Genomic DNA, 21,590 nt, shown 5'->3' on the forward strand with positions numbered 1-21,590 from the left:
CCACCAGCAAAAGCACCAGTCTCCTCCTCTGGCGCGACGGTAGATATCCGCCCCACACTGGAAATACCACACCAACTCCCTCTCGTCCGGGATCCCGTGTTCTTGGACGAGCCGCCGTGCCTCCTGGCGTGCACGCCGCCGTTCCGCCGGAGTCTCCTCGTGGTCTTGGCCTGTAGGGAGCAGCCAAACCCGATCTGCCAGGTGGGCCGACCGGGCCTTCTTGGGTCGCACGGGGCGACGTGGCACCCGGCGGGGCTCCCGTCGGGCCCGGGCTCTCAGAACCTCTTCTGACAGGGGCGTGGCGTCATTCAACAGGCGTCTAACGTAGCGTCGCACGGACTCCACTTCTTTACGTGCTCTGACAACCACGGCAGCCTCTTCCAAACGGTGGCGGGACTCCTCCGACAAATTCATGGATCCGATGACGGCCCGCTTATCGAAGAGCAGCACCTTGGCATGGAGGCTGGAATACTCACTGACCCGGATGCCCTTACGCAGTAGCCTCAGGGCGCCACGGGCATACGAGGCCCCTTCCCGTACCTGCGCTTCGCTCAGATCGGCAACCAGGGTGACGTCGCGCGGCCATTTGAACAAGCGGTCCGACCGTGCCCCCACGAAGGCCACGGCTGCCGTGAGCGAGCGGCTGCCATGTGCGAGCCGGTCGATCTCCTCCCAGAGACGCTCGCCGTATAGGAGCCGTGCCACCATCTCCCCTCCCTTCCTCGTCACGGCGCGTTGCCGCGCCAGGGCACCACGGTTCCATCCTCCTGTACTCGGAGCGCAAGCCACTCCACGTCGCCCTGCCGGATTACCCGTTCGATGGAGCGCTGGAGCCGCTCCCGCACACGGTCCCGTGCCGGCAGGTCCAACAGCACCACCGATCGGAGTCGCGTGCGAGTGCTCAGGCCGTCAAAGACGACGTAGTCCACGGGGTCAAGCAACGGGCGCGCGTCTTTCGGGTAGTACCCGTGCGCAGTGAACAGGGGGTCGCAGGAGCGCAGCCGGCGTCGCAACCGGCGACTCGCCTCCTGCCTCGAGCGCTCCCGCAGCCTGCGAAGCTCCTCTTCAAGGCGTAGCTGGATCCGTTCGAGGCGGTCTTCTTCCACACGGAGCCGGTCGAAGGGGGTTGGGCGAGGCTCCCTCCACCGGTACAGGCGGGCTTCTGAGAGCCGGAAGAGGTCGCCGCAACAGGGACACTGGCAGAGGATCTCCTGAAAGGCCAGCAGGTGGCTTACCCGATCCATCACTCCGCCTCCTGTGCCGTCCGGTCGACCACCCGGAATTCCACCTTGCCGCCCTGCACGGCGTGCTCCACCATGCGCTGGCGCGCGTTGAGTCCTGCGCCTCCTGTCTTCACCTCGACGAACCGGATCGCTTCTACGCGTCCCCGAGAAAGCCCGGGGAAGACCAGGAAGTCGACGGGATCACCCATGGGACGCCATTCGCGATGGGGAACGTCCTTCTGCCGGACAGGGACCACCACTTCCAGGAGCTGCCCGGCCTGCGTGGCGATACTGCTCCGACCCGGGGCGGCCCGCGCCTGTTCTCGCCTTCGGGTGATCTCGTGTCTCCACGACCGCAGCTCCTCCTCCCAGTGCCGCAGCGCCTGCCCGGCAGCGTCGGGGTAGGGACCGCGAGCAGGGAAGAGCAGCGCCTGTCGCAACGAGAAGTTACGCCGGCAGCGGGGGCAGACGGACCTCAGGCCCGGCTCGGACTGCAACGCGCGGATCGTTCGCTCCACGGTGTTCACCACTCGCCTCCTGGTCGCCCATGAGCACGGGCAAATGCAACGCCCTATCCTTGCCCACTTCGCCCGATAGCCATAAGGCATGGCGCCATTGGGATTGCCTCATGGCTCCAGCGACGCCCGCCGGGGCGTTCTTACCCCTCGTGGTGCGAAGCCATCACGCTGCCATCGGTAAGCATCCACTGATAGGCCGGCCAGCAAGTGATGTCCTTGGGCGGATCGGGTAGCGTACCGTCTCTCGTGGGCGTCAGCAACCACCGTTTGGCCTGCGGTCGATGGCGCCCCGCTTCCCGAAGTGCCCGTATCTCCCGCGCGGCGGTATCGGGATCGGAGGCATCGGCACACACCTGCAGCAAATGCTCTGTGCCATCCGGTGCGCGCGCCAGGAAATCCACCTCGTGGCCTTCAGGAGTGCGGACATAGGTCACCTCAGCCCGCCGTCGCTCCAGCTCGATCAGTACCGCCGTCTCGAGGACGTGCCCCAGATTTCCTCGTCCAGAGCGATCGAACACCCGGATAAGGCCCGGATCTACCGGATAGACCTTGCGTGGATTGACCATGCGCTGGCGTGCGGAGTCTGCCTCCATCCATACGGTGCGCACCAGGAAGCAGTCTTCGAGGTAGCCCAGCAGGTGATGGAGGGTGTCCCGGGAGACTGCGATACCCTGGCTCTTCAACACGCCGTGAAACCGTTCGACGCTGAACGAGCTCGCCGCATTCGCCAGAAGATGACGAACCAGCCACCGGAGGGCCACGACGTTGCTCACGTTATGGCGCTCGACCACGTCCCGCAGGATGGCGACGTCCACGTAGTCCCGGAGCAGCTGATGCCAACTTGGCGGATGATCCGGTCACGACCACCTCGGCCGTCCCGCTGTCCAGCAGGCGGCGCACGAAGCGCTCCCAGCCTGGCACGACTTGGATCTCGTCGAAGCACCAGAGGACCTTGCCGAGTTTGGCCGCGTCGGGCACGCGGCGCCCGTACTCCTCCAGTAGAAATCCAAGCTGCGTCCCTTTCAGTCCCGCCAACCGCTCGTCTTCGAAATTCAGGCAGGGCACCAGAACCCGGGCGCCCCCAGCCGCCAGCCGCTCACGGCGCAACTGGTGGACGAATGTGGTCTTGCCCGCCCGGCGCACTCCCGGAATGGCGGTGACCTTCCCGGGAAGCTGTACCGTTCCGTAGACGCGGCGCGGAGTGCCCTCGGGCACAGGACCTCCGGGGAAGTTTGCCGGGGGTTCCGTCAACGCCTCCCGGACGGGTCCGGCGAGCGCGGCCATCGAGGAAGTGGCCCTCCTTCCAAGGAGGAGGGTGATGGGCTTTTTTCTCCTTCTCTGAAGGAGAACAGACCATGTTTTTCTCCTCCGTGCAAGGACAAGTTAACACTTCGATCCTCCCCGCCGTGCCGCCTCCCGCGCCCGCAACTCCGCCCGGCGGATCTTCCCGGTGGTCGTCAGGGGCAGGGCGTCGATGAACTCGATCTCGCGCGGGTACGCGTAGGCGGCCAGGCGGGTCTTCACGTGCTGCTGGATCGCCGCGGCCAGGTCGGGTGAGGGCACATATCCGGCCCGCAGCGTTACGAAGGCCTTGACGATCTGGCCGCGCACGGGGTCGGGTGCGCCGATCACCGCGCATTCGGCCACCGCAGGGTGGGTGAGCAGGCTGCTCTCGACCTCGGCGGGCCCGATGCGGTAGGCGCCGCTCTTGATCACGTCGTCGGTGCGTCCTTCGAAGTAGAAGTAGCCGTCCTCGTCGCATCGGGCCAGGTCGCCGGTGCGCAGCCACACGCTCTGGTACTTGGCGGCGGTGGCCTGCGGGTTGCGCCAGTAGCCCAGGAAGACGACGGGGTCGCCGGGGCCGCGTACTGCGATCTCGCCAGCTTCGCCGGGCGGGGCGGGGGTGCCGTCGTCGCGTAGCACGACCACGTCGTGGCCCGGGAACGCCCTGCCCAGGGAGCCCGGGCGCACGGGATACAGGCGCGAGCAGTTGCCGCAGACCAGGTTCGCCTCGGTCTGGCCGTAGATCTCGTGGAGCAGGACCCCAGGCAGATGGCGGTCGCGCCACTCGAGGATCACCGGGTTGACGGGTTCGCCCCCGCTCATGATCGCCCGCAGCCGCAGGTCGCCAGCCGGCGGCGGCACCTGCATGCACATCTTCAGGGCGGTGGGCGGCAGGAACGCGTGCGTGACGCCATAGGCGGCCATCAGCCGGAACGCGCGCTCGGGATCGAACTTCGTCGTCTCGAACGCCACCACGGGGCCGCCAAATCGCAGCGCCGGGAAGAGCAGGTCGTAGGCGCCGCCGATCCAGGCCCAGTCGGCGGGCGTCCAGTACACTTCCCCGCCCTGGGGCACGAAGTCGAAGTACAGTTGCACGGAGGGCACGTGCCCCAGCAGCACGCGATGGCCGTGCACCGCGCCCTTGGGTGGGCCGGTGGTGCCCGACGTGTAGATGATGAGCGCGGGATCGTCGGGCCCTGTGGCCTCCGGCGTGAACGTGCTCGCCGCTGGGGCGAGCAACACGCGCCACGGCGCGTAGCGGCAGGCGCCGACGCGGCCGCCCTCGGGCAGCTCGGGCAGCTGCGCGTCGTGGACGACGACGACCAGCTGCAGGTCCGGCGTCTGGTCGTGCAGGCCCGCCAGCACGGGCACCACGCGTGGGTCGGCCACAGCCACCCGGCAGCCGCTGTCGGCGAGCCGGTAGGCCAGCGCATCGGGCCCGAACTGGCGTGTGAGCGGCACGGCCACCGCGCCCAGCCAGTAGATAGCGATGTGCGCGGCGGCGGTTTCGGGGCGCTGGTGCAAGATAACCGCCACGCGATCGCCGCGCTGCACGCCGTGGGCGCGCAGGGCGTTGGCCAGGCGCGCGGCCTGCGCGCGCAGGTCGCCGTAGGTCACGGTGGCGCGCGCGCCGGCGTCGGACTCGTAGTGGATGGCGATCCGGTCCGGCGCGGTCTGCGCCCACCGGTCGCACACGTCGACGCCGATGTTATAGGCGGTGGGAATCTCCCAGCGGAAGGCCCGGCGGGCCTCCTCGTAGGGCCGCCCGACGAAGTGCTCGTAGCGGATCACGACCTCAGACGCGCATCGGGGTGGACGGAGTGGAGCCCGGGTCGCGCGGCGCGCCTGCGCCCGACGACCCCGACCCTGGCGCGCCTGCGCCCTGCACCCCCGACCCTGGCGTCCCCAGCGTCCCGGCCGCCACGTGCCAGGCGAGCACGGCGATGCCGGCGAGAACGCCCGCGTAGACGACAAGGGAGAGCGCCTGCGCGGTCCCGCTGAGGGTGGCCAGCGTCTGGCTCGACAGCTCCAGGCCCGAGAGCGCCAGGCCCAGCACCGGCAGCACCGGCGCTCCGCACCCGATGACGCTGCACGGCAGGGTGGAGAACCCCACGGTGGAGAGCAGGGCCCCGGCCACACCGGCGCGCCGGCCGGTGGCGGCGACCGGCACCGCGCACGCCCGCAGCCGGTCGCGCCGCGCATACCACAGCGCGAAGTACGTGGCGAAGAGCAGCGACAACACTACCCACCGCACCACGTCGCGCACCGTGGCCGTGTACCCCCACTCGGCGTCGTCGTACGTGCCGGAGGCGATCACCCAGTAGAGCGCGGCGTTCCAGAGGAACTCGGCCTTGCGCTGCCAGGTGGCCTCGTCGGAGGCGAGCCACGCGGGCAGATTGCGCAGCCAGGGGTTGACCGAGACGTGGTCGGGCGGCTTCCGCGCCACCGTCAGCACCAGGGGCGGCAGCACCACGTTGACGAGGAACACGGCCGCCGCGACGGCGGCGAAGAGGCGGCGGCGTTCACCCACCGCGACGGCGATGCCCGTGAGCGCGCGGCGAACGGCGCGCAGGCGCTGGCGGCTCATCGGACTCCCCCCTTTTACCGGTCAGCCCCGGATAGTGCGCATCACCTCGTCGGCGGCCAGGGCCTGGTCGGGCGTGCCGCTGAAGATGATCTCGCCCCGGTCGATGACGTACAGGCGGTCGGCCACCTTCGCGGCCGTCATGACGTTCGACTCGGCCACCAGCAGCGAGACCCCGGCCGCCTTGATCTGCTTCACCGCATCGGCGAACCGGTGCACCACCACGGGTGCCAGCCCTTCGAACGCCTCGTCCAGCAGCAGCAGCGCCGGCGCCGTGGCCATGGCGCGGCTGATCGCCACCATCTTCTTCTCGCCGCCGCTGAGCAGCAGCCCACGCCGCTGCATCAGGCGGTCGAGCTCGGGGAACAACGTGCGGATCAGCGCCGCGCGGTCGTCGCTTCCGTTCCCGCGGGCACCACCGTTGGGACGAGCGCCCCTGGCCATCCAGAAGCCGATGGCCAGGTGCTCGGCCACCGTCAGGTCCGGGAAGAGCCCGCAGTCCTCCGGCGCGTAGCCCAGGCCCAGGCGCGCGCGGGCGTGGGGCGGCAGCGAAGTGATCGCCCGGCCCTGGAAGGTAATCTCACCGGTGCGGATGGGGACCAGGCCCATGATGGCCTCGAGGGTGGTGGTCTTCCCCGCGCCGTTGCGGCCAACCAGGCAGACGATCTCGCTTGGGCCCACCGCGAGGCTGATCCCGCGCAGCACGTGTGCCGGTCCCCGGTAGGCGTGCAGGTTGCGCACCTCGAGCATGGTGACCTCAGGCATGGCCCAGCAGCGTGGTGACCACCCGGTCGTCCGCGCGGATCTGCTCGGGCGGCCCGTCGGCCAGGATCTGGCCCTGGTGCATGACCAGGATGCGGTCGGAGTACGTGAACACGATGTCCATGTCGTGCTCGACGATGACGGCGGTCAGCCCGCCCTCCCGGCAGACGCTCGCCACCGTGTCCATGATGCGGCCCTTCTCGCGGGTGCCCACGCCGCTGGTGGGCTCGTCCAGCAGCACGAGCTGTGGGCGCAAGGCGTAGGCCACGGCCACGTCCAGCAGCTTGCGCTCGCCCTGGGCCAGGCTGGCGGCCGGCAGATCCCACTTGGGGGCCAGCCCGAACTGCTCCAGGATCGCCATGGCCTCGTCGCGGATCGCCGTGTCGCGCTCGGCCAGGGTCGTGGCCGTGCGGATCTTGCCGTTGCGGGCGAAGAGGGCCAGGCGGACGTTGTCCAGGGCCGTCAGCTGGTCGAACAGGTTCACCAGCTGGAAGCTGCGGGCGATGCCCGCGCGGATGCGCTGTGGGACCGGCAGGTGCGTGATGTCGACGCCCTGGAAGAAGATGCGACCGCGGTCAGGCGCCAGCAGGCCGGTGATCAGGTTCACCAGGGTGGTCTTCCCCGCGCCGTTGGCGCCGACGAGCGAGACCAGCTCCCGGGGCTGGATCGTCAGGCTGACGTCGTCCACGGCGTGCGTCTCGCCGAAGTACTTGCGCAGGTGCTCGGTCACCAGCAGCGCCACGTCAGCCCCTCCGCAGGCGCGGTGCCGACGGCCTCCGTGGGTGCCGGCGCTTCGGCTCACCAGCAGGCGCCACGTCAGCTCCTCCGCAGCCGGGCAGCCAGCCGGGCGCCCGCCCCGACCAGGCCGGTCGGCATGAGCAGCACCAGCAGGACCAGCACCACGCCCAGCACCGCCTGCCAGTAGGTGGCGTAGCCCACCGCGTACGCCTCCAGGTGGTTGAACACCACGGCGCCGATCAGCGGGCCGACGAAGCTCTTGAACCCGCCCAGCACCGTCATGAACACGATGCGGCCCGAGAACGGCCAGTAGAGGACGTCAGGGGTGACGTGGCCGTTGAGCGGGGCCCACAGCGCGCCCGCGATCCCGGTGAACGCCCCCGACAGCACGAACGCCACCAGCCGATAGGTGCGCACCGGCACGCCCACGAACTCGGCGCGCACCTCGTTGTCGCGGATCGCCTGGAGGGCCTTGCCAAACGGCGAATGCACCACGAGCCACAGGGCGCCCACGCACAGCGCGAAGATCGCCAGCACGTAGTAGTAGTAGGTGGTGGCGAGGAAGGTGAGCTTGTCGTCGCCGCCGCCGATCAGCCCGAACAGCAGCGTCGGCGAGGGCACGCGGATGCCGTCGGTCCCGCCGGTGATCCAGAACAGCTTGATGGCCAGGCCCCACAGCACCTGCGAGAGCGCCAGGGCCAGGATCGAGAAGAAGATGCGCGTGTACCGCACGCACACCACGCCGAACACGACGGCCACCACCAGGCTCGACAGGAAGCCGGCCGCCAGGTAGGCCTCCATCGAGGTCAGGTGCAGGTAGCGCACCAAAAAAGCGGTGGTGTAGGCGGCGGTGCCGAAGAACGCCGAGTGGCCGAACGAGAGCAGGCCCGTGTAGCCCAGCAGCAGGTTGAAGGCCAGCGCCGTGATGCCCGCGATGAGGCCGTAGGACAGCAGGATGCGCTGGAACGGCGGGACCTGGGGGATGAAGGGCAGGGCGATCAGCAGGGCCGCGAGGGCGGCCACGTAGCCGGCCCGGCCCAGGGTGCGCGCGGGCGCCGGTCGGGGAATCGCCTCGGTGGACGCCGCCCCGCGGTTCACGCCCGCCGGGCCTCCCGGGTGCCGAACAGCCCGCTGGGCCGTGTGATCAGCACCACGGCCGCGATGAGGTAGAGGATGGCCAGCTCGAGCTCGGGCACGTACTGGATCGCGGCGGTCCGGACGAGCCCCACGATCACGGCGCCCACCAGGGCGCCCTCCAGGCTGCCCAGCCCACCGATGACCACGGCCACGAACGCCAGGATCAGCGCCTCCACGCCCATGCCCAGCACCGCGCCCTGGATGGGCACGATCACCGCGCCGGCCAGCCCCGCCATGAAGCAGCCCAGCACGAACGCCTGCAAGTAGATCCGCCGGACGTCGATGCCCAGGGCGGCGGCCATGCGCATGTCCTGCGAGGTGGCCCGCAGTAACACGCCAAACCGGGTACGGTAGACGAAGGCCCACAGCAGCGCCGCGGCCACGAGCCCGACGAGGATGACCAGCAGGTTGTACGTCGGGTAGGGCGCGCCGAGCACCGTCACCGGCCGGAAGGAGGCCCACAGCGCCGTGGCCGACAGCGGCGTGGGGCCCCAGACGAAGCGCATCAGGTCCTCGAGGAGCAACAGCAGCCCGAAGGTCATCAGCAGCTGGTACTCTTCCGCCCGCCGGTACAGCGGGCGCAGGAACGCCGGCTCGATGAGCGCTCCCACCGCCGCCACCGCGGCCGCGGCCAGAGGGAGCACCGCCAGCAGCGCAGGCGCGGGCAGGCGCGCGGCCAGTCCGCCCACCAGCCAGGCCATGACGTAGGCGCCCACGGCATAGAGGCTGCCGTGGGCGAGGTTGACGATGCGCATGACCCCGTAGATCAGGCTGAGCCCTCCGGCGATCAAGAAGAGGATCGCCGCGTACAGGAGCGCGTTGAGCAGCTGGATGACCAGAATGCTCATGCCGCCTCCGGAGCGGGGCCACCCGGCGGGTTGCTGCAGCAGATTCCCCCGCGACTCCGGGTGATCCTGCCTGTTCACCCGCTCAGGCCATGACCACGATCGCACGGCCCACGATCTCGCCGCGGTCGAGCGCGGCGTACGCCGCCGGCGCTTCCTCCAGGGGCACGCGCTGCGTGATGGCGCGCTGCGGTGCCACGGCGCCCGCGCGCACGAGATGCAGGAGCGCCGGCATGTCCCCCCGCACCCGGGCGCCGTACGACCCGATCAGCTGTACGCTGCGCCGCACCAGGCGCGTGATCTCCACGGGCACCGTGACGTCGCGCGGCGCGATGCCGATCACCACCACCCGGCCACCGTCCCGCACCGCCGCCAGGGCCGCGCGCACCGTCTCGGGCCGGCCCAGGGCCTCGAACGCCACGTCGACGCCGCGGCCGCCGGTGGCCTCCCGCACCGAGGCGGCGACGTCGGTGCGCGTGGCGTTCACCGTGTGCGTGGCGCCCAGCGCGCGTGCCGCCTCGAGCTTGTCGTCGCGCACGTCCACGGCGATGATGGGCGTGGCACCGAATGCCCGGGCCATCTGGACCAGGTTGCTCCCCACCCCGCCCGTGGCCACGACCGCCACCGCCTCGCCCGGGCGGACCGCCGCCTGGTGGCGTACCGCGCCGTAGGCCGTCAGCAGCGCGCACCCCAGCACGCAGGCCTCGGCCAGGGGTACCTCCGGCGGCAGGGGGAAGACGTCGGTGGTGGGGACGACCGCGTACTCGGCCAGACCGCCCATGCTGTACATGGCCAGCGGGGTGCCGTCGCCGCGGTAGAGGCGTGTGGTGCCGTCGTAGAGCACGCCGCGCACGCGGTTGAGCTCGAAGAAGGTCTCGCACAGGTCGTCGCGCCCCTGGGCGCAGAACGCGCAGGTACCGCACGGCATGATGAAGGCGCTGACCACCCGGGTGCCCACCGGCGGACCGGTGACGCCCGGCCCCAGGGCGGCCACCGTGCCCGAGATCTCGTGGCCCAGCACCGCGGGCGTGGGGAACGCGACCTCGCCCTTGATGACGTGGAGGTCGGTGTGACAGACGCCGCAGGCCGCGACCTTGACCAGGACCTCGCCGGCTTTGGGCTGGGGGAGGGGGATCTCCTCCAACCGCAGGGGCGCCCCGACCTCGGCCAGGACCACGGCGCGCATCGGTACCCGAAGACTACGCCGGTTGAGGACGATTTCCTACCGTGCGGGGGCACGAGAGCCCGGCCTCTGCAGGCTATTCTGCTTGCCGCTTCCGATCTGTTACGTCGAGGTGTGAGTGTTGGTATCTTCCGGGGCGTCGGCGTGGGCCCGCCGTCGCGGACCGGCTGGCCCTGCTGCCCCCTAGGTAGCGGCAGACTCTGCTGGCCGCCAGCGCGTGCAGTTACTTGGAGTGCTTGTCGGCGACTTTGGTAGCGCCGTAGGCGTCGGGTTTGATCACGGCGGCGTACCCCGAGCCCGAGACCATGCCGACGACTTCGCGCACGATCTGCCGGGTCTCACCCTGCTGCCCGACGTCCAGGTGGATCTCCACTGGCAGCTTGGAGAGGCCGTTGCGGGCCAGGGCCGCGGTGATCAGGTGCGCGATCTCCAGCGACAGCGACGTCTCGAAGAGGATGCGCTGGCGCAGGCTCTCGATCTTGCGGTTGCGGAACTTGCGGTAGAAGTACCGCCCGCCGTGCCCGACGCGGTGGATGATCACCGCGGTGACGAACGTGGTGTCGTCGGAGAGCAGGGAGTCGGTGCCGATGATCAGGTGGTAGTGCTGGTCGGGTTCGCTGCGGATGTAGCCGACCAGCTGCTGAAACATCTCCTCGAACGACATGCGCCCCGCTGAGGGGCTGACGAACTCCATTGCGGTCGCCTCGGTGCCAGTATACCCCTGACGCGCCCGCCGGTACAAGAACGCCACAGCGGCCGCCGACGTCGGCGGTACCGTCGGCCACGGCGTGGCGCGATGCCCCCACGCCGGGCATCTGCGCAGTCTCGGCGCACCGGGGCGTGGTGTGGCGAGCGGAAGTCGCCAAAGGCATGTCGCGCACGGCCCCCGGCGCGCCAGGGCGTGGTGTGGCAGGCGAAGGTCGCCAGGGGCGTGCCGCGCGCGATCCCGGCGCGCCGGGGCATGATACCGGCGCGTCCCTACAGGTCGCGGCGGCCTTCCAGGGCCCGGGCCAGCGTCACCTCGTCGGCGTACTCCAGGTCGCCGCCCACCGGCAACCCGTGGGCGATGCGCGTGACCCGCACGCCCAGCGGCTTGAGCACCCGCGCCAGGTAGAGCGCGGTGGCCTCACCTTCCACCCGGGGGTTGGTGGCGATGATGACCTCCTCGATGCCGCCAGCCCGCACGCGCTCGACCAGCTGCGCGATCCGGAGATCGTCGGGGCCGATGCCGTCCAGGGGCGAGATCGCCCCGCCCAGCACGTGGTACCGCCCCCGGAACTCCCGGGTGCGCTCCAGGGCCACCACGTCCCGGGGATCCTCGACGACGCAGAGCACCGTCTGCTGCCGCGACGGGTTGGCGCAGATGGCGCACGGGTCGACGTCGGTGATGGCAAAGCAGATGGAGCAGTGGCGCATCTTGGCCTTGACGTCGAGAATCGCCTCGGCCAGCGCGCGAGCCTCCTCGGGCGACAGGCGCAGGATGTAGAACGCCAGCCGCTGGGCCGTCTTGGGCCCCACGGTGGGCATCTTCATGAGTTCGTCGAGCAGCCGCTGCAGCGGTTCGGGGTAGTCCATGCGCACGCGGACGCGGGCCCGGTCCTCCTCTACCGCGGCCAGCCAGGCAGCCCCAGGCCGCCGGCGACTGCCTGCATACGCGCCTCGGCCAGCGCCCGGGCATTGCGCTGTGCCTGGCGCACCGCGGCCAGCACGAGGTCCTGGAGGAGTCCCACGTCGTCGGGGTCGACCGCAGCCGGATCGATGGTCAGGGCCACGAGCTCACCGTGACCGTCGGCCACAGCCTTCACCGCGCCGCCGCCCGCCGTGGCCTCCACCCGCGCCTGGCGCAGCTCGTCCTGCACCCGTTCCATCTCGGCCTGCAGCTTCTGGACCTGCTTCATCATCTTGCCCATGTTGCCCAGTCCCATCGGTCCGCCTCCGTCCGACGGCGACCTCACCCGATCGGCCGCTCGTCGATGATTTCGGCGCCGAACAGCTCCTGGGCGCGCGCGACCAGTGCGGCCGCGTCCGCAGCGCTGGGAGTCGCCGACGCGCTGCGAGGTGGTGCCGTGGGCGCGGGGGTCGCCACCGCGTCCTCCCCCGGCGCCGGTACGGACGCGCTGGCATCGGGCGCGGTGGTCTCGGCGTCAGGGCCGTCCACCAGCCGACACTGGAACCGGAGGGGGCTGCCCAGCACACGCTGCAGCGCTGCCTCGACCACCTCGCGGTTCTCGGGCCGCTGGAGGCTGTCGACGTGAAACTTGTAGACCGAACGCAGCGCGACGACGACGGTCTCGCCCTGGACGTCCACGGGTGTTCCCTCGATGAGCAGCGCATGGCAGAGCATCTTCCGGCGCTTGATGTCCTCGAGCACGCGCGCCCACTGCCGTCGGACGTCCTCGAGGGTGACGACACTGGGAGCGGTGTCCGGCGAGCTTGCGGCGACATGCGGCGGCGTCTCGACGGGGGACGCCGCGCGGCCGGATGAGGCCGATGGCGCACCGGCAGACGGTGCGGTGCTCGTCGGCGGTGCGGCGGCCTGGGGCTTCCCCGCGCCAGCAGCGCGCCGCCCCTCCAGGCGCTCCAGCCGGCTCAGCACCCCCTCCAGCGTGGGATCCATCTCGGGCCGGGCCAGCCGGATCACCGCGACCTCCAGCGCCAGCCGTGGTTGCGTGCTCCACCGTGCGTCGACTACGGCCTCGTTGAGCACCCGCACGGCGCGCAGCAGGTCGGGGATCGTCAGGCCGTCGGTCTGGGCGCGCAGGCGCGCCATGCGCTCCTGGGGGGCGTCGAGGATGGCGGCCGCCTCGTCGCCGCACGTCTTCACCAGCAGGAGGTCGCGCACGTACTCCAGCAACGTCCGCAGCAGCTGCCGCGGGTCCTTGCCGGCGTCGGTGGCGTCCTGCGCCAGGCGCAACGCCGAGGCCACGTCCCGGGCGATCACGGCGTCGGCCAGGGCCGCGGCCGTCTCCTCGTCGACCAGCCCCAGCACGCTGGTGACCAGATCGCGGCCGATCGGCCCGTCGGCGTAGGCGCTGAGCTGATCGAGGATCGACTCGGCATCGCGGACCGACCCGTCGGCACTCCGCGCGATCTGGGCCAGCGCCGCGTCGTCGATCTCCAGCCGCTCCTGCTGTGCGATGGTGCGCAGCCGTCCGACGATCTCGGGAAACGAGACGCGACGGAAGTCGAACCGCTGGCAGCGCGACAGCACCGTCGGTGGGATCCGGTGGGGCTCGGTGGTCACCAGGATGAACACCGCGTGGGCCGGCGGTTCCTCCAGCGTCTTCAGCAGGGCGTTGAAGGCGCTGGTGGACAGCATGTGGACCTCGTCGATGATGTAGACCTTGTAGCGGCTCTGGGCCGGGGCGAGGACGATCTTCTCCTTGAGGTCGCGGATGTCGTCGACGCTGGTGTTGCTGGCACCGTCGATCTCGATGACGTCCATGCTGGTCCCGCGGGCGATCGCCTCGCACGCGTCACACCGGTTGCACGGCGTGGGCGTGGGCCCCTGGGCGCAGTTGAGCGCCTTGGCGAACAGGCGTGCGGTCGTGGTCTTGCCCGTCCCGCGGTGGCCGGCGAACAGGTAGGCATGGGTCGTGCGGCCGGCCCGGATCGCGTTCTGCAGGGTCCGGGTGATGCGTTCCTGGCCGACGATCTCCTCGAACGTCTGCGGCCGCCAGCGGCGATAGAGCGACACGTGGGTCACGATGCGACACCTCGGCCCCGACTACTTCGGCGCGCGGTGGCGCCCTCCTTGCCGTGCGGCGCCGTCCCCGCTACGCTCTGGATGGTGTCCGCGGCGCTCTACCCCCTGCCCAACGTGACCGCCGCCACGGCCGCGCTGCTCGCGCTGGCTGCCGGCGTGGCGCTCCCAGTCTACCTGCTCTTCTACCGTCCGGTCGGCGACGAGCGCACCTGGGGGCTGGCGGAGATCGGCGCCATCTCCATCCTCTTCATGCTGACCCTGCCCGTGGCGTTCGTGCTGGCGGGCGTCGCCGAGCCGTTCACCCTGGCGACCTTCAGCGCCGCCACCCTGCTGCAGAACGGCCTCTTCGTGGGGCTGTCGGCCTACGTCGTCGCCGTCCGGTACCGGCAGGATCTCGGCCGCCTGGGTCTGCGGGCTGCCGGCTGGCCGCAGGCCGCAGCACTTGGGGTGGCCGCCGCCCTCCTGACGGTGCCCCTGGCCATGGGCGCCGAGGACGCGGCGGTCTTCCTCCTCGGGCTCGTGGAAGGACCGGCGCAGGCCGCCGCCCGCGCGGCCGCCGAGCACCTGGACGACCCGTTGCTGCCGGTGCTGTCGACGCTGGGGGGACCGCTGGAGGCGGCGTGGTTCCTGCTGCTGGTGGTGGTGGTCGTGCCCGTGGGCGAGGAAGTGTTCTTCCGCGGCCTGGTGTACGGTGCGCTGCGGGCGCGCTGGGGGGCGCTGGCGGCCGCAGCGACGAGCGCACTGTTCTTCACGGCCGTCCACCTGCAGGTGGTGCACGCCCTGCCGATCTTCCTGCTGGGCGTGGTCCTGGCGGGGTTGTACGAACGCACCGGGACGCTGGTCCCGGCGATCGTCGCCCACGCGGCGAACAACGTCGTGGCGGTCGTGGCGCTGTGGCGGGGGTGGGGGTGGTGAGCTTGCGCCGCCTGGCGCGTGCGGTGGTGCGGCGGCCGCAGCAGGCGCAGACGGCAGAGGCGGGGACGGTGGACTCGCGCCGCCCGGGGAGCCCTGCCGCGCGGCGCGGGCTGCTTGACAAGTTCAGACGCACTCCTCAATTTGTAGGTTTCGGGGGACGTCCTGCACGGTCGAATGCCATGCGGAGGTGGGTCATGCTGCGCCACGTGGGACTGACGGCAGCGCTGGTCTTGGCCTTGAGTCTGCCCGGAGGTGCGGCTCCGGCCCCTGCCGCGTCGCCGGGCTATCGGGGGATCTCGCTCTCCACGCAGTACCCTGCGCAGACGGTGCGATCGGGTGAGCCGGCGTCGTTGACGCTGACCGTCAAGAACTACGGCGAACCGCCCCAGGTCGTGAACCTGCGCGTGGTGGAGGTGGCACGGGGCTGGAAGGCGGTGTTGCTGGGTGGCGGCCGGCCGGTGGACGCGGTCTACGTCGGGCCCGACCAGGAGGTCACGGTGACGCTGCGGCTGGAGCCGCCGGCGGGCGCGCGGGCCGGTACCTATCGGTTTCGGGTCGTGGCCGAGGGCCAGAGCAGCCGCGCCGACCTGCCGCTGCGGCTGACGCTGGGGCAGGTACTGCCGCCGCGGCTGAGCCTGACGCCCGAGCTGCCGGTGCTGCGCGGGCCGGCGACCTCGTCGTTCAAGTACCGCCTGACGCTGAAGAACGACAGCGACCAGGACCTGCTGGTCAGCCTGGAGGCCGACGTGCCCCGGGGCGCGCAGATCAACTTCACCCCGGCGTTCGGCACCCAGCAGGTGACCAGCCTGCCGGTGAAGGCGGGCGAGTCCAAGGACCTCGACGCCGAGGTGACGCTGCCGCGGACGACCAGCGCCGGCACGTACCCGGTTGTCGTCCGCGCCTCTGGCGGCGGCGCGCGGGCCGAGGCGAAGTTGACGCTCGAGGTCACCGGGCGGCCCGACCTGTCCATCACCACGCCCGAGGGGCGGCTCTCGGGCAGCGCCAACGCCGGCCGCGACTCGACGGTGAAGCTGGTGATCAAGAACACCGGCAGCGCGCCGGCGCGCGACGTGGAGTTGTCGGCGTCCGAACCCAGCGGGTGGAAGGTGTCGTTCGAACCGCAGCGGATCGACCAGATCCCGGTGAATGAACAGAAGGAAGTTACCGCCACGATCCGGCCGTCGGCCAAGGCCGTGGCGGGTGACTACATGGTCACGCTGCGGGCCAGCGCCGGTGACGTGTCGACGTCGGCCGACTTCCGGGTGACCGTGCTGACCTCCACGCTGTGGGGCATCGGCGGTATCGCGCTGGTGGCGGTGGCGCTGGCCGTGGTCGGACTGGCGGTGTCGAGGTACGGACGGCGGTGAGCACCCCCGCGCCGGTCATCGAGACCCAGGGCCTGACCAAGCGCTACGGCGCGTTCACGGCCGTCGACAACCTCACCCTGCGCGTGTACGCCGGGGAGGTCTTCGGGCTGCTGGGGCCCAACGGGTCGGGGAAGACCACGACGATCCTCATGCTGCTGGGGCTCACCGAGCCCACCAGCGGGACGGCGCGCGTGCTGGGCGAGGACCCAGCCCGCAACCCGCTGGCGGTGAAGCGACGGGTGGGCTACCTGCCGGACTCGGTGGGTTTCTACGACGAGCTGACCGCTGTGGAGAACCTGGTCTACACCGCCCGCCTCAACGGCCTGCGCGGGCGGGAGGCCGACGAGCGCATCGACGAGGTGCTGGCCCGCATGGGCCTGGCCGACGTGGCCCACAAGCCCGTAGGCACGTTCTCGCGGGGCATGAAACAGCGCCTGGGGCTGGCGGAGATCCTGCTCAAGCGGCCCCAGGTGGCGATCCTCGACGAGCCCACGGCCGGGCTGGACCCGCACGCCGCCCACGAGTTCCTCGACCTGATCCGCGGCCTGCGGGCCGACGGGCTGACGGTGCTGCTCTCCTCCCACCTCCTCCACCAGGTGCAGGCGGTCTGCGACCGGGTCGGGTTGTTCAACAAGGGGAAGATGGTGCTGGAGGGCACGGTGGAGGAGCTGGCCCGGCGCGTGCTGGGCGGCGCCTACCGCATCAGCGTCGAGGTGACCGGCGACGACAACCTCGAGGCCGCGCTGGCCGGGCTGCCCGGCGTTGTCCGCGTGCACCGCGAGCGCCCCGGCCTCTACACCCTCGACACCCAGGCCGACCTGCGGGGTGAGGTGGCACGGCGCATCGCGAGCACCCGGGCCAACCTGCTGGGCATCACCATCGCGCAGCCGAGCCTCGACGAGGTCTACGAGAAGTACTTCCAGGTGAGCGCGGCATGATCCGACGGGAAGGCACACCACAGCGCGAGGGCTCGCCCTGGACTGGCCTGTGGGCCGTGGTGGTCAAGGAGATGGCCGACCACCTCTCCAGCCCACGGATGCGCGTGCTGGAAGGGCTGATCCTGCTGACCGCCATCGGCACCGTCTACCTGGCCATCCAGAACATCCGCCAGACCATCGGTGAAGACCCGTTCTTGTTCCTGCGGCTGTTCACCACGGCGACCGAGCCGCTGAACTACTCGTTCGTGGCGTTCATGGGCTTCCTGATCCCCCTGACGGCGATTGCGCTGGGCTTCGACGCCGTCAACGGCGAGTACAACCGCCGGACGCTCTCCCGGGTGCTGGCGCAGCCCATCTACCGCGACGCCCTGCTGCTGGGCAAGTTCCTCGGGGCGCTCTTCACGCTGACCATCACCCTGCTCGGCCTGTGGCTGCTGGTGACCGGGCTGGGGATCTACCGGCTCGGGGTGATCCCCAGCGGCGAGGAGGTCGCGCGCAGCCTGCTGTTCCTGCTGGCGACCGTCGCCTACGCGGCCATCTGGCTGGCGCTGGCCATGATGTTCTCCGTGCGGTTCCGCCAGCCCGCCACCTCGGCCATGGCCGCGATGGCGATCTGGCTGTTTTTCGCGGTGTTCTGGGACATCATCGTCCGCATCGTCGCGGGCATCGTGCGGCCCGTGCAGTACGGGTTCGGGGAAGAGCAGCTGGCCCAGGCGCAGCTGCAGTTGGCCCTCTCGCGCCTGTCGCCCAACACCCTCTACGCCGAGATGATCCTGGCGTTCCTCAACCCCCAGGTGCGGGCCCTGGGGCCTGTGCTCCTGGCCCAGCTCGAGGGCGCGATCCTGGGCACGCCCCTGCCGCTCTCGCAGAGTCTGTTGCTGGTTTGGCCCCAGCTCACCGGGCTGACCGCGGCCGTGCTGATCCTCTTCGCGATCACCTACGTGAACTTCCAGCGACAGGAAGTGCGGGCGTAGCGAGCACCTCCTGCGTTCCCTGCGCCAGCTGGTGGACCGGATGCTGGCGGAGCTCGGGCCGCCGCCGGGTACCGCGCCGCATGTCCCCGCGGGGGGCACGGCGGTTCCGAGGGCGCCCCGGGGCCGCCGGTGGCCGCGCTCGTGGAAGCGCCTGGTCAACCTCCGCGCGAACCTGTTCGTCGTCGGCCGTCGTTGTCGAACGCTCCGGCACGCGATCGGCCCCACGCGCTGATGCGCACGCGGGTCCGCTTATTGTGTCCGCTGCCCGCGAAGAGGTCCAGCACCACGTCGCCCGTGCGCTGAGGCCCGCACGCGGGTCTACTCATGCTGTCCGCTGCCCGCGAAGGGGTCCGACACCACGTCGCCCGCGCGCTGACGCGCGCACGCGGTGTACCTATTCGGCGCACTGGAGTGGGCAGCCCCGCACGGGTGTGCTAGCATTGACGATAGATCAACTAGAGGGATGAACGTGTTGGAGGCCCGTGTAGACAGGCTCGAGGCGGCCCTCCAGCGACTGGCCGAGGCGCAGGCTCAGACGCAGGTGGAACTGCGCGCGCTGGCCGAGGCCCAGCGGCGGACGGAGCAACGGCTGGACACGCTGACCGCGCGGGTGGACGCCCTGGCCGAGGCCCAGCGACAGACGGAGCAGCGGCTGGAGGCGTTGACAGCGCGGGTGGATACACTGACCGCGCGGCTGGACACGCTGACCGCGCGGGTGGATGCCCTGGCCGAGGCCCAGCGACAGACGGAGCAACGGTTGCAAGCGTTGACGGCACGGGTGGATACCCTGGCCGCACAATTGAGCGAACTGGTGGGACAGGTCTCCCGACTCGCGGGCATTCTGGGAGATGTACGCGGCAGGGTGCTGGAACTCGACTACCGAGAGAAAGCGCACAGCTACTTCTTGAGGATCCTGCGGCGCATCCAGCCGGTGACCCGGATGGAGCTGGCCGCCATGGCCGAGGACGCCGAGCAGCGCGCCCTCCTCTCACTGGACGAGCACGCAGACCTCCTGCAGGCCGACGTGGTCGTCCGCGGGCGGCACCGCGACAGGGACGAAGAGTGCTACCTCGTCGCCGAGGTTTCCGCGGTGATGGATGCACGCGACGTGGAACGGGCGGCGCGCCGAGCACGGCTGCTCGAGCGCATCACCGCCGTGCCGGTAGTGGCCGCGGTGGCCGGGGAGCGCGCCACGGCCGATGCCAGCCGGGAGGCGGCGGCGGCAGGGGTCTGGCTCGTGGTCGACGGGCGCGCGTTCCCGCCGGGGAGCGCCCCCGAGAGCTGACTTCGCGCAGGTCGCCATTTGTCGTTGGTGAACTGCGGTGGCCCTCCTGGGTCAGAGGCGCCGGGGAGCGGTTTCCCGCCGAGAGCAGTCAGCGTCGCAGCGTGGTCGGATCAGGATACGTGCAATCCGCACGCGTGGTTTCACTCTGCGGGTCTTGCCAGGAGCCTTGCGGCCCAGGTTCTGATGGCGTCTTCCACGCGATTCCGGTTGGCGGGCGTGAGGACCTGCACGACCGCGTCCGGATGCCGCTTGAACGCATCGGCCCAGGGGTGCGGGGCGGCGGTGATGGTGGCGAGCAGTGGTACGGACGCGCGAACGATCTCCTCAAGGGTATGGCGGAAGGCTGCGCTCAGGAGCTCCATCTTGCCAATCTCGTCCACCACGACGATGTGCCCCCGCTCCGCTGCGTGGCGGAGGGCAGCCACACCGATCCCCTCCAGGACGGCGAGGTCCACGCCATAGCGCCCGACGCGGTGGGGTGACCGGCCGGCGAGGTCGACATGGGCGAAGACGGCGGAGCGGCCGTCCAGCGTGACAAGGCGAAACCCCGTGCGCGCTCCACCATGTCGGACCTCCTCGGTGTAGAAGCCTCCGGCGCGTCCGCCGAGCCACGTTGTCACCCGCCGGATCAGCGTGGTCTTGCCCACGCCGGGACGGCCTGTGATCAGGAAGATGTCGGCCAATGGGGAATGAGAGTCGAGCGGCCGCGAGGGTGGTGGGTACTCCCGAGGCCCATGGAACCGCTTGGCGATTCGCGCGCTAGACGATCCGGTACTCTTCGGCGAACATCGCGCCCGACTCGGCGCAGAAGTTCGAGAGGTCGAGCATCACCTCGCGGCCGGCGGGCGTGGTGAGGGCGGCTGTGAACGCCTCCTGCGAGTCGAACTCCAGTTCCGCCACCCCCTGCACCAGCGGCTCTCCCCGCGGGGCGCCCGTCACGACGTTGATGGTGTAGCGCCGCAGCCCCTGGAGCTTGTCGCGGGCCAGCGGCGCGTGCACCTCGAGCCAGTAGCGCTTGAACTGCTCGGGGCTCTGTCCGCTCTTGCCGCGCAGCCAGACCAGGACCTTGAACACCATCTCACCTCCCGCTCCGGCGGTTTCACCGGTCCCTCCGTCCCTGCTGTGGGCTCTGTCCCGTCATGCCCCAGACCGGCGGGCGATCCACCGGTCCCTGTGGCCTCGCCATCGTCTACGCCGGTGCCTCGCCCTGCCCCTGGCAGCGCCTGCGCATCGGGCCGTTGGCGGTGACCACCGGCGTCGGCTACGCTGGCGCCTTGCCGCGTACCTCGGCGGCACCCGCGGCGCCCATGACGTGGAACCCGCTGTCAACGAACAGCGTGTTGCCCGTCACGGCGCGCGCCAGGTCGCTGGCGAGGAAGACCGCGGCGTCGCCGACGTCTTCCTGGGTGATGTTGCGCCGCAGCGGCGCCACCTCCGCGACGACGTCGCGGAACGCGCTCAGGCCCCGCACCGCGCTGGCGGCCAGGGTGCGCAGGGGACCGGCGGAGATGGCGTTGACGCGGATGTTGGCCGGTCCCAGCTCGGCGGCCAGGTAGCGTACCTCGCACTCCAGCGCTGCCTTGGCGATGGCCATGACACCGTAGGAGGGCACCACCGCCGTCACCGCGTTGTAGGTCAGCGTCAGGATGGCCCCACCACCTGCGGCCTCCAGGAGCGGGCGTGCGGCACCGGCGACGCGGAGCAGCGAGTAGGCGCTGATCTCCAAGGCCTGCGCGTAGCCCTGGCGCGAGATCTGCGTGAAGGGGCGCGCGAGCTCCTCGCGTCCGGCGAACGCCAGGCAGTGGACCAGCACGTCGAGGGCGCCCCACTGCGTCCGCAGGCCCGCGAACACCGCATCGATCTGCTCGTCGCTTTGGACGTCACATGGGAAGATGGGGAACCGCTCGACGTCGCCCAGCTCGGCCAGCAGCTCGACCAGGTTCTCCTTCAGCCGATCGTTCTGGTACGTGAAGGCCAGTTGCGCGCCCTCGCGGTGGAACGCCCGGGCGATGCCCCAGGCGATGCTGCGCTTGTTGGCGACGCCCATGATCAGGGCCCGCTTGCCGTGCAGGAGCACAGGACACCTCGCTTCGTGGGGTGCAGATTGCGTATCGGCTTCGGGGCCACCGCC

At 70.6% G+C, this 21,590-nt stretch carries 23 protein-coding genes; 5 read left to right on the forward strand and 18 right to left on the reverse strand.

The features are described from left to right. Window positions 1-725 precede the first annotated feature (725 nt). From QN157_05365 to dnaX, 15 genes are all read right to left on the reverse strand, one after another. Window positions 726-1,244 carry a Holliday junction resolvase-like protein gene (locus QN157_05365; GenBank protein MDR7555019.1) on the reverse strand — a complete coding sequence of 173 codons (519 nt, stop codon included), beginning with the start codon at window positions 1,242-1,244 and terminating at the stop codon, window positions 726-728. Then, window positions 1,244-1,750 (reverse strand): Holliday junction resolvase-like protein, encoded by a 507-nt coding sequence (locus tag QN157_05370; protein ID MDR7555020.1) that lies wholly within the window; start codon window positions 1,748-1,750, stop codon window positions 1,244-1,246. The genes QN157_05365 and QN157_05370 overlap by 1 nt, the downstream gene beginning before the upstream one ends. Window positions 1,751-1,881: 131 nt before the next feature. Next, window positions 1,882-2,556: a DUF4143 domain-containing protein gene (locus QN157_05375; protein ID MDR7555021.1), complete on the reverse strand. Its 675-nt coding sequence runs from the start codon at window positions 2,554-2,556 to the stop codon at window positions 1,882-1,884. Next, window positions 2,516-3,025: an AAA family ATPase gene (locus tag QN157_05380; protein ID MDR7555022.1), complete on the reverse strand. Its 510-nt coding sequence runs from the start codon at window positions 3,023-3,025 to the stop codon at window positions 2,516-2,518. Before QN157_05380 ends, QN157_05375 begins: the two co-directional genes overlap by 41 nt. Window positions 3,026-3,124: 99 nt before the next feature. Next, entirely contained in the window at window positions 3,125-4,816 is a 1,692-nt protein-coding gene (locus QN157_05385) for an AMP-binding protein (protein ID MDR7555023.1), read from the reverse strand. A 4-nt stretch (window positions 4,817-4,820) separates the two neighbouring features. Beyond that, on the reverse strand, window positions 4,821-5,612 hold the full coding sequence (locus QN157_05390; protein MDR7555024.1) for a hypothetical protein: 792 nt from the start codon (window positions 5,610-5,612) through the stop codon (window positions 4,821-4,823). Window positions 5,613-5,633: 21 nt separating this feature from the next. After that, window positions 5,634-6,374: an ABC transporter ATP-binding protein gene (locus QN157_05395; protein MDR7555025.1), complete on the reverse strand. Its 741-nt coding sequence runs from the start codon at window positions 6,372-6,374 to the stop codon at window positions 5,634-5,636. Further along, window positions 6,367-7,113 carry an ABC transporter ATP-binding protein gene (locus QN157_05400; GenBank protein MDR7555026.1) on the reverse strand — a complete coding sequence of 249 codons (747 nt, stop codon included), beginning with the start codon at window positions 7,111-7,113 and terminating at the stop codon, window positions 6,367-6,369. Before QN157_05400 ends, QN157_05395 begins: the two co-directional genes overlap by 8 nt. 74 nt (window positions 7,114-7,187) lie before the next feature. Next, on the reverse strand, window positions 7,188-8,207 hold the full coding sequence (locus QN157_05405; protein MDR7555027.1) for a branched-chain amino acid ABC transporter permease: 1,020 nt from the start codon (window positions 8,205-8,207) through the stop codon (window positions 7,188-7,190). After that, window positions 8,204-9,094 carry a branched-chain amino acid ABC transporter permease gene (locus QN157_05410; GenBank protein MDR7555028.1) on the reverse strand — a complete coding sequence of 297 codons (891 nt, stop codon included), beginning with the start codon at window positions 9,092-9,094 and terminating at the stop codon, window positions 8,204-8,206. The genes QN157_05405 and QN157_05410 overlap by 4 nt, the downstream gene beginning before the upstream one ends. Window positions 9,095-9,176: 82 nt before the next feature. Beyond that, a complete protein-coding gene (locus QN157_05415) occupies window positions 9,177-10,277 on the reverse strand; it encodes a zinc-binding dehydrogenase (protein ID MDR7555029.1) in 1,101 nt (366 codons plus the stop codon). Between the two features lie 220 nt (window positions 10,278-10,497). Beyond that, on the reverse strand, window positions 10,498-10,968 hold the full coding sequence (locus tag QN157_05420; GenBank protein ID MDR7555030.1) for a ribonuclease H-like YkuK family protein: 471 nt from the start codon (window positions 10,966-10,968) through the stop codon (window positions 10,498-10,500). A gap of 284 nt (window positions 10,969-11,252) precedes the next feature. Further along, window positions 11,253-11,849, reverse strand: a complete 597-nt coding sequence (gene recR / locus QN157_05425; GenBank protein MDR7555031.1) for a recombination mediator RecR — start codon at window positions 11,847-11,849, stop codon at window positions 11,253-11,255. A gap of 29 nt (window positions 11,850-11,878) precedes the next feature. Next, window positions 11,879-12,199: a YbaB/EbfC family nucleoid-associated protein gene (locus QN157_05430; protein ID MDR7555032.1), complete on the reverse strand. Its 321-nt coding sequence runs from the start codon at window positions 12,197-12,199 to the stop codon at window positions 11,879-11,881. 26 nt (window positions 12,200-12,225) lie between these two features. Next, the gene (gene dnaX, locus QN157_05435) at window positions 12,226-13,980 is read right to left on the reverse strand and encodes a DNA polymerase III subunit gamma/tau (GenBank protein MDR7555033.1); all 1,755 of its coding nucleotides are present in this window, start codon (window positions 13,978-13,980) and stop codon (window positions 12,226-12,228) included. A gap of 81 nt (window positions 13,981-14,061) precedes the next feature. Between dnaX and QN157_05440 the strand changes: the two genes are divergently transcribed. The 5 genes from QN157_05440 to QN157_05460 all read left to right on the forward strand — a co-directional run bounded on the left by QN157_05440 (window position 14,062) and on the right by QN157_05460 (window position 19,459). Next, window positions 14,062-14,895, forward strand: coding sequence for a CPBP family intramembrane glutamic endopeptidase (locus QN157_05440; GenBank protein ID MDR7555034.1), 834 nt, complete (start codon window positions 14,062-14,064; stop codon window positions 14,893-14,895). Between the two features lie 194 nt (window positions 14,896-15,089). Next, window positions 15,090-16,262 (forward strand): NEW3 domain-containing protein, encoded by a 1,173-nt coding sequence (locus QN157_05445; protein MDR7555035.1) that lies wholly within the window; start codon window positions 15,090-15,092, stop codon window positions 16,260-16,262. After that, complete coding sequence (locus tag QN157_05450) at window positions 16,259-17,200, forward strand: ABC transporter ATP-binding protein (GenBank protein MDR7555036.1); 942 nt, start codon at window positions 16,259-16,261, stop codon at window positions 17,198-17,200. The genes QN157_05445 and QN157_05450 overlap by 4 nt, the downstream gene beginning before the upstream one ends. Continuing rightward, a complete protein-coding gene (locus QN157_05455) occupies window positions 17,197-18,174 on the forward strand; it encodes an ABC transporter permease (GenBank protein MDR7555037.1) in 978 nt (325 codons plus the stop codon). The genes QN157_05450 and QN157_05455 overlap by 4 nt, the downstream gene beginning before the upstream one ends. 463 nt (window positions 18,175-18,637) lie before the next feature. Beyond that, entirely contained in the window at window positions 18,638-19,459 is an 822-nt protein-coding gene (locus QN157_05460; GenBank protein MDR7555038.1) for a hypothetical protein, read from the forward strand. Between the two features lie 140 nt (window positions 19,460-19,599). On the opposite strand, the gene QN157_05465 is transcribed toward QN157_05460, so the two are convergent. The 3 genes from QN157_05465 to QN157_05475 form a co-directional block, all read right to left on the reverse strand. Further along, window positions 19,600-20,142 (reverse strand): NTPase, encoded by a 543-nt coding sequence (locus QN157_05465; protein MDR7555039.1) that lies wholly within the window; start codon window positions 20,140-20,142, stop codon window positions 19,600-19,602. A gap of 76 nt (window positions 20,143-20,218) precedes the next feature. After that, window positions 20,219-20,536 carry an EthD family reductase gene (locus tag QN157_05470; GenBank protein ID MDR7555040.1) on the reverse strand — a complete coding sequence of 106 codons (318 nt, stop codon included), beginning with the start codon at window positions 20,534-20,536 and terminating at the stop codon, window positions 20,219-20,221. A 184-nt stretch (window positions 20,537-20,720) separates the two neighbouring features. Next, window positions 20,721-21,506, reverse strand: coding sequence for an enoyl-ACP reductase (locus QN157_05475; GenBank protein ID MDR7555041.1), 786 nt, complete (start codon window positions 21,504-21,506; stop codon window positions 20,721-20,723). Window positions 21,507-21,590 lie beyond the last annotated feature (84 nt).

The sequence above is a fragment of the Armatimonadota bacterium genome (assembly GCA_031459855.1).
GTDB lineage: Bacteria > Sysuimicrobiota > Sysuimicrobiia > Sysuimicrobiales > Humicultoraceae > Fervidifonticultor > Fervidifonticultor primus.

Excerpts from the sequence above, each read along its gene's own strand:
- QN157_05365 (MDR7555019.1), bottom strand. The coding sequence starts at position 1,244 with ATGGATCGGGTAAGCCACCTGCTGGCCTTTCAGGAGATCCTCTGCCAG.
- QN157_05380 (MDR7555022.1), bottom strand. The coding sequence starts at position 3,025 with ATGGCCGCGCTCGCCGGACCCGTCCGGGAGGCGTTGACGGAACCCCCG.
- QN157_05390 (MDR7555024.1), bottom strand. The coding sequence starts at position 5,612 with ATGAGCCGCCAGCGCCTGCGCGCCGTTCGCCGCGCGCTCACGGGCATC.
- QN157_05395 (MDR7555025.1), bottom strand. The coding sequence starts at position 6,374 with ATGCCTGAGGTCACCATGCTCGAGGTGCGCAACCTGCACGCCTACCGG.
- QN157_05410 (MDR7555028.1), bottom strand. The coding sequence starts at position 9,094 with ATGAGCATTCTGGTCATCCAGCTGCTCAACGCGCTCCTGTACGCGGCG.
- QN157_05415 (MDR7555029.1), bottom strand. The coding sequence starts at position 10,277 with ATGCGCGCCGTGGTCCTGGCCGAGGTCGGGGCGCCCCTGCGGTTGGAG.
- QN157_05420 (MDR7555030.1), bottom strand. The coding sequence starts at position 10,968 with ATGGAGTTCGTCAGCCCCTCAGCGGGGCGCATGTCGTTCGAGGAGATG.
- recR (MDR7555031.1), bottom strand. The coding sequence starts at position 11,849 with ATGGACTACCCCGAACCGCTGCAGCGGCTGCTCGACGAACTCATGAAG.
- QN157_05430 (MDR7555032.1), bottom strand. The coding sequence starts at position 12,199 with ATGGGACTGGGCAACATGGGCAAGATGATGAAGCAGGTCCAGAAGCTG.
- QN157_05440 (MDR7555034.1), top strand. The coding sequence starts at position 14,062 with ATGGTGTCCGCGGCGCTCTACCCCCTGCCCAACGTGACCGCCGCCACG.
- QN157_05445 (MDR7555035.1), top strand. The coding sequence starts at position 15,090 with ATGCTGCGCCACGTGGGACTGACGGCAGCGCTGGTCTTGGCCTTGAGT.
- QN157_05455 (MDR7555037.1), top strand. The coding sequence starts at position 17,197 with ATGATCCGACGGGAAGGCACACCACAGCGCGAGGGCTCGCCCTGGACT.
- QN157_05460 (MDR7555038.1), top strand. The coding sequence starts at position 18,638 with ATGAACGTGTTGGAGGCCCGTGTAGACAGGCTCGAGGCGGCCCTCCAG.
- QN157_05470 (MDR7555040.1), bottom strand. The coding sequence starts at position 20,536 with ATGGTGTTCAAGGTCCTGGTCTGGCTGCGCGGCAAGAGCGGACAGAGC.
- QN157_05475 (MDR7555041.1), bottom strand. The coding sequence starts at position 21,506 with ATGGGCGTCGCCAACAAGCGCAGCATCGCCTGGGGCATCGCCCGGGCG.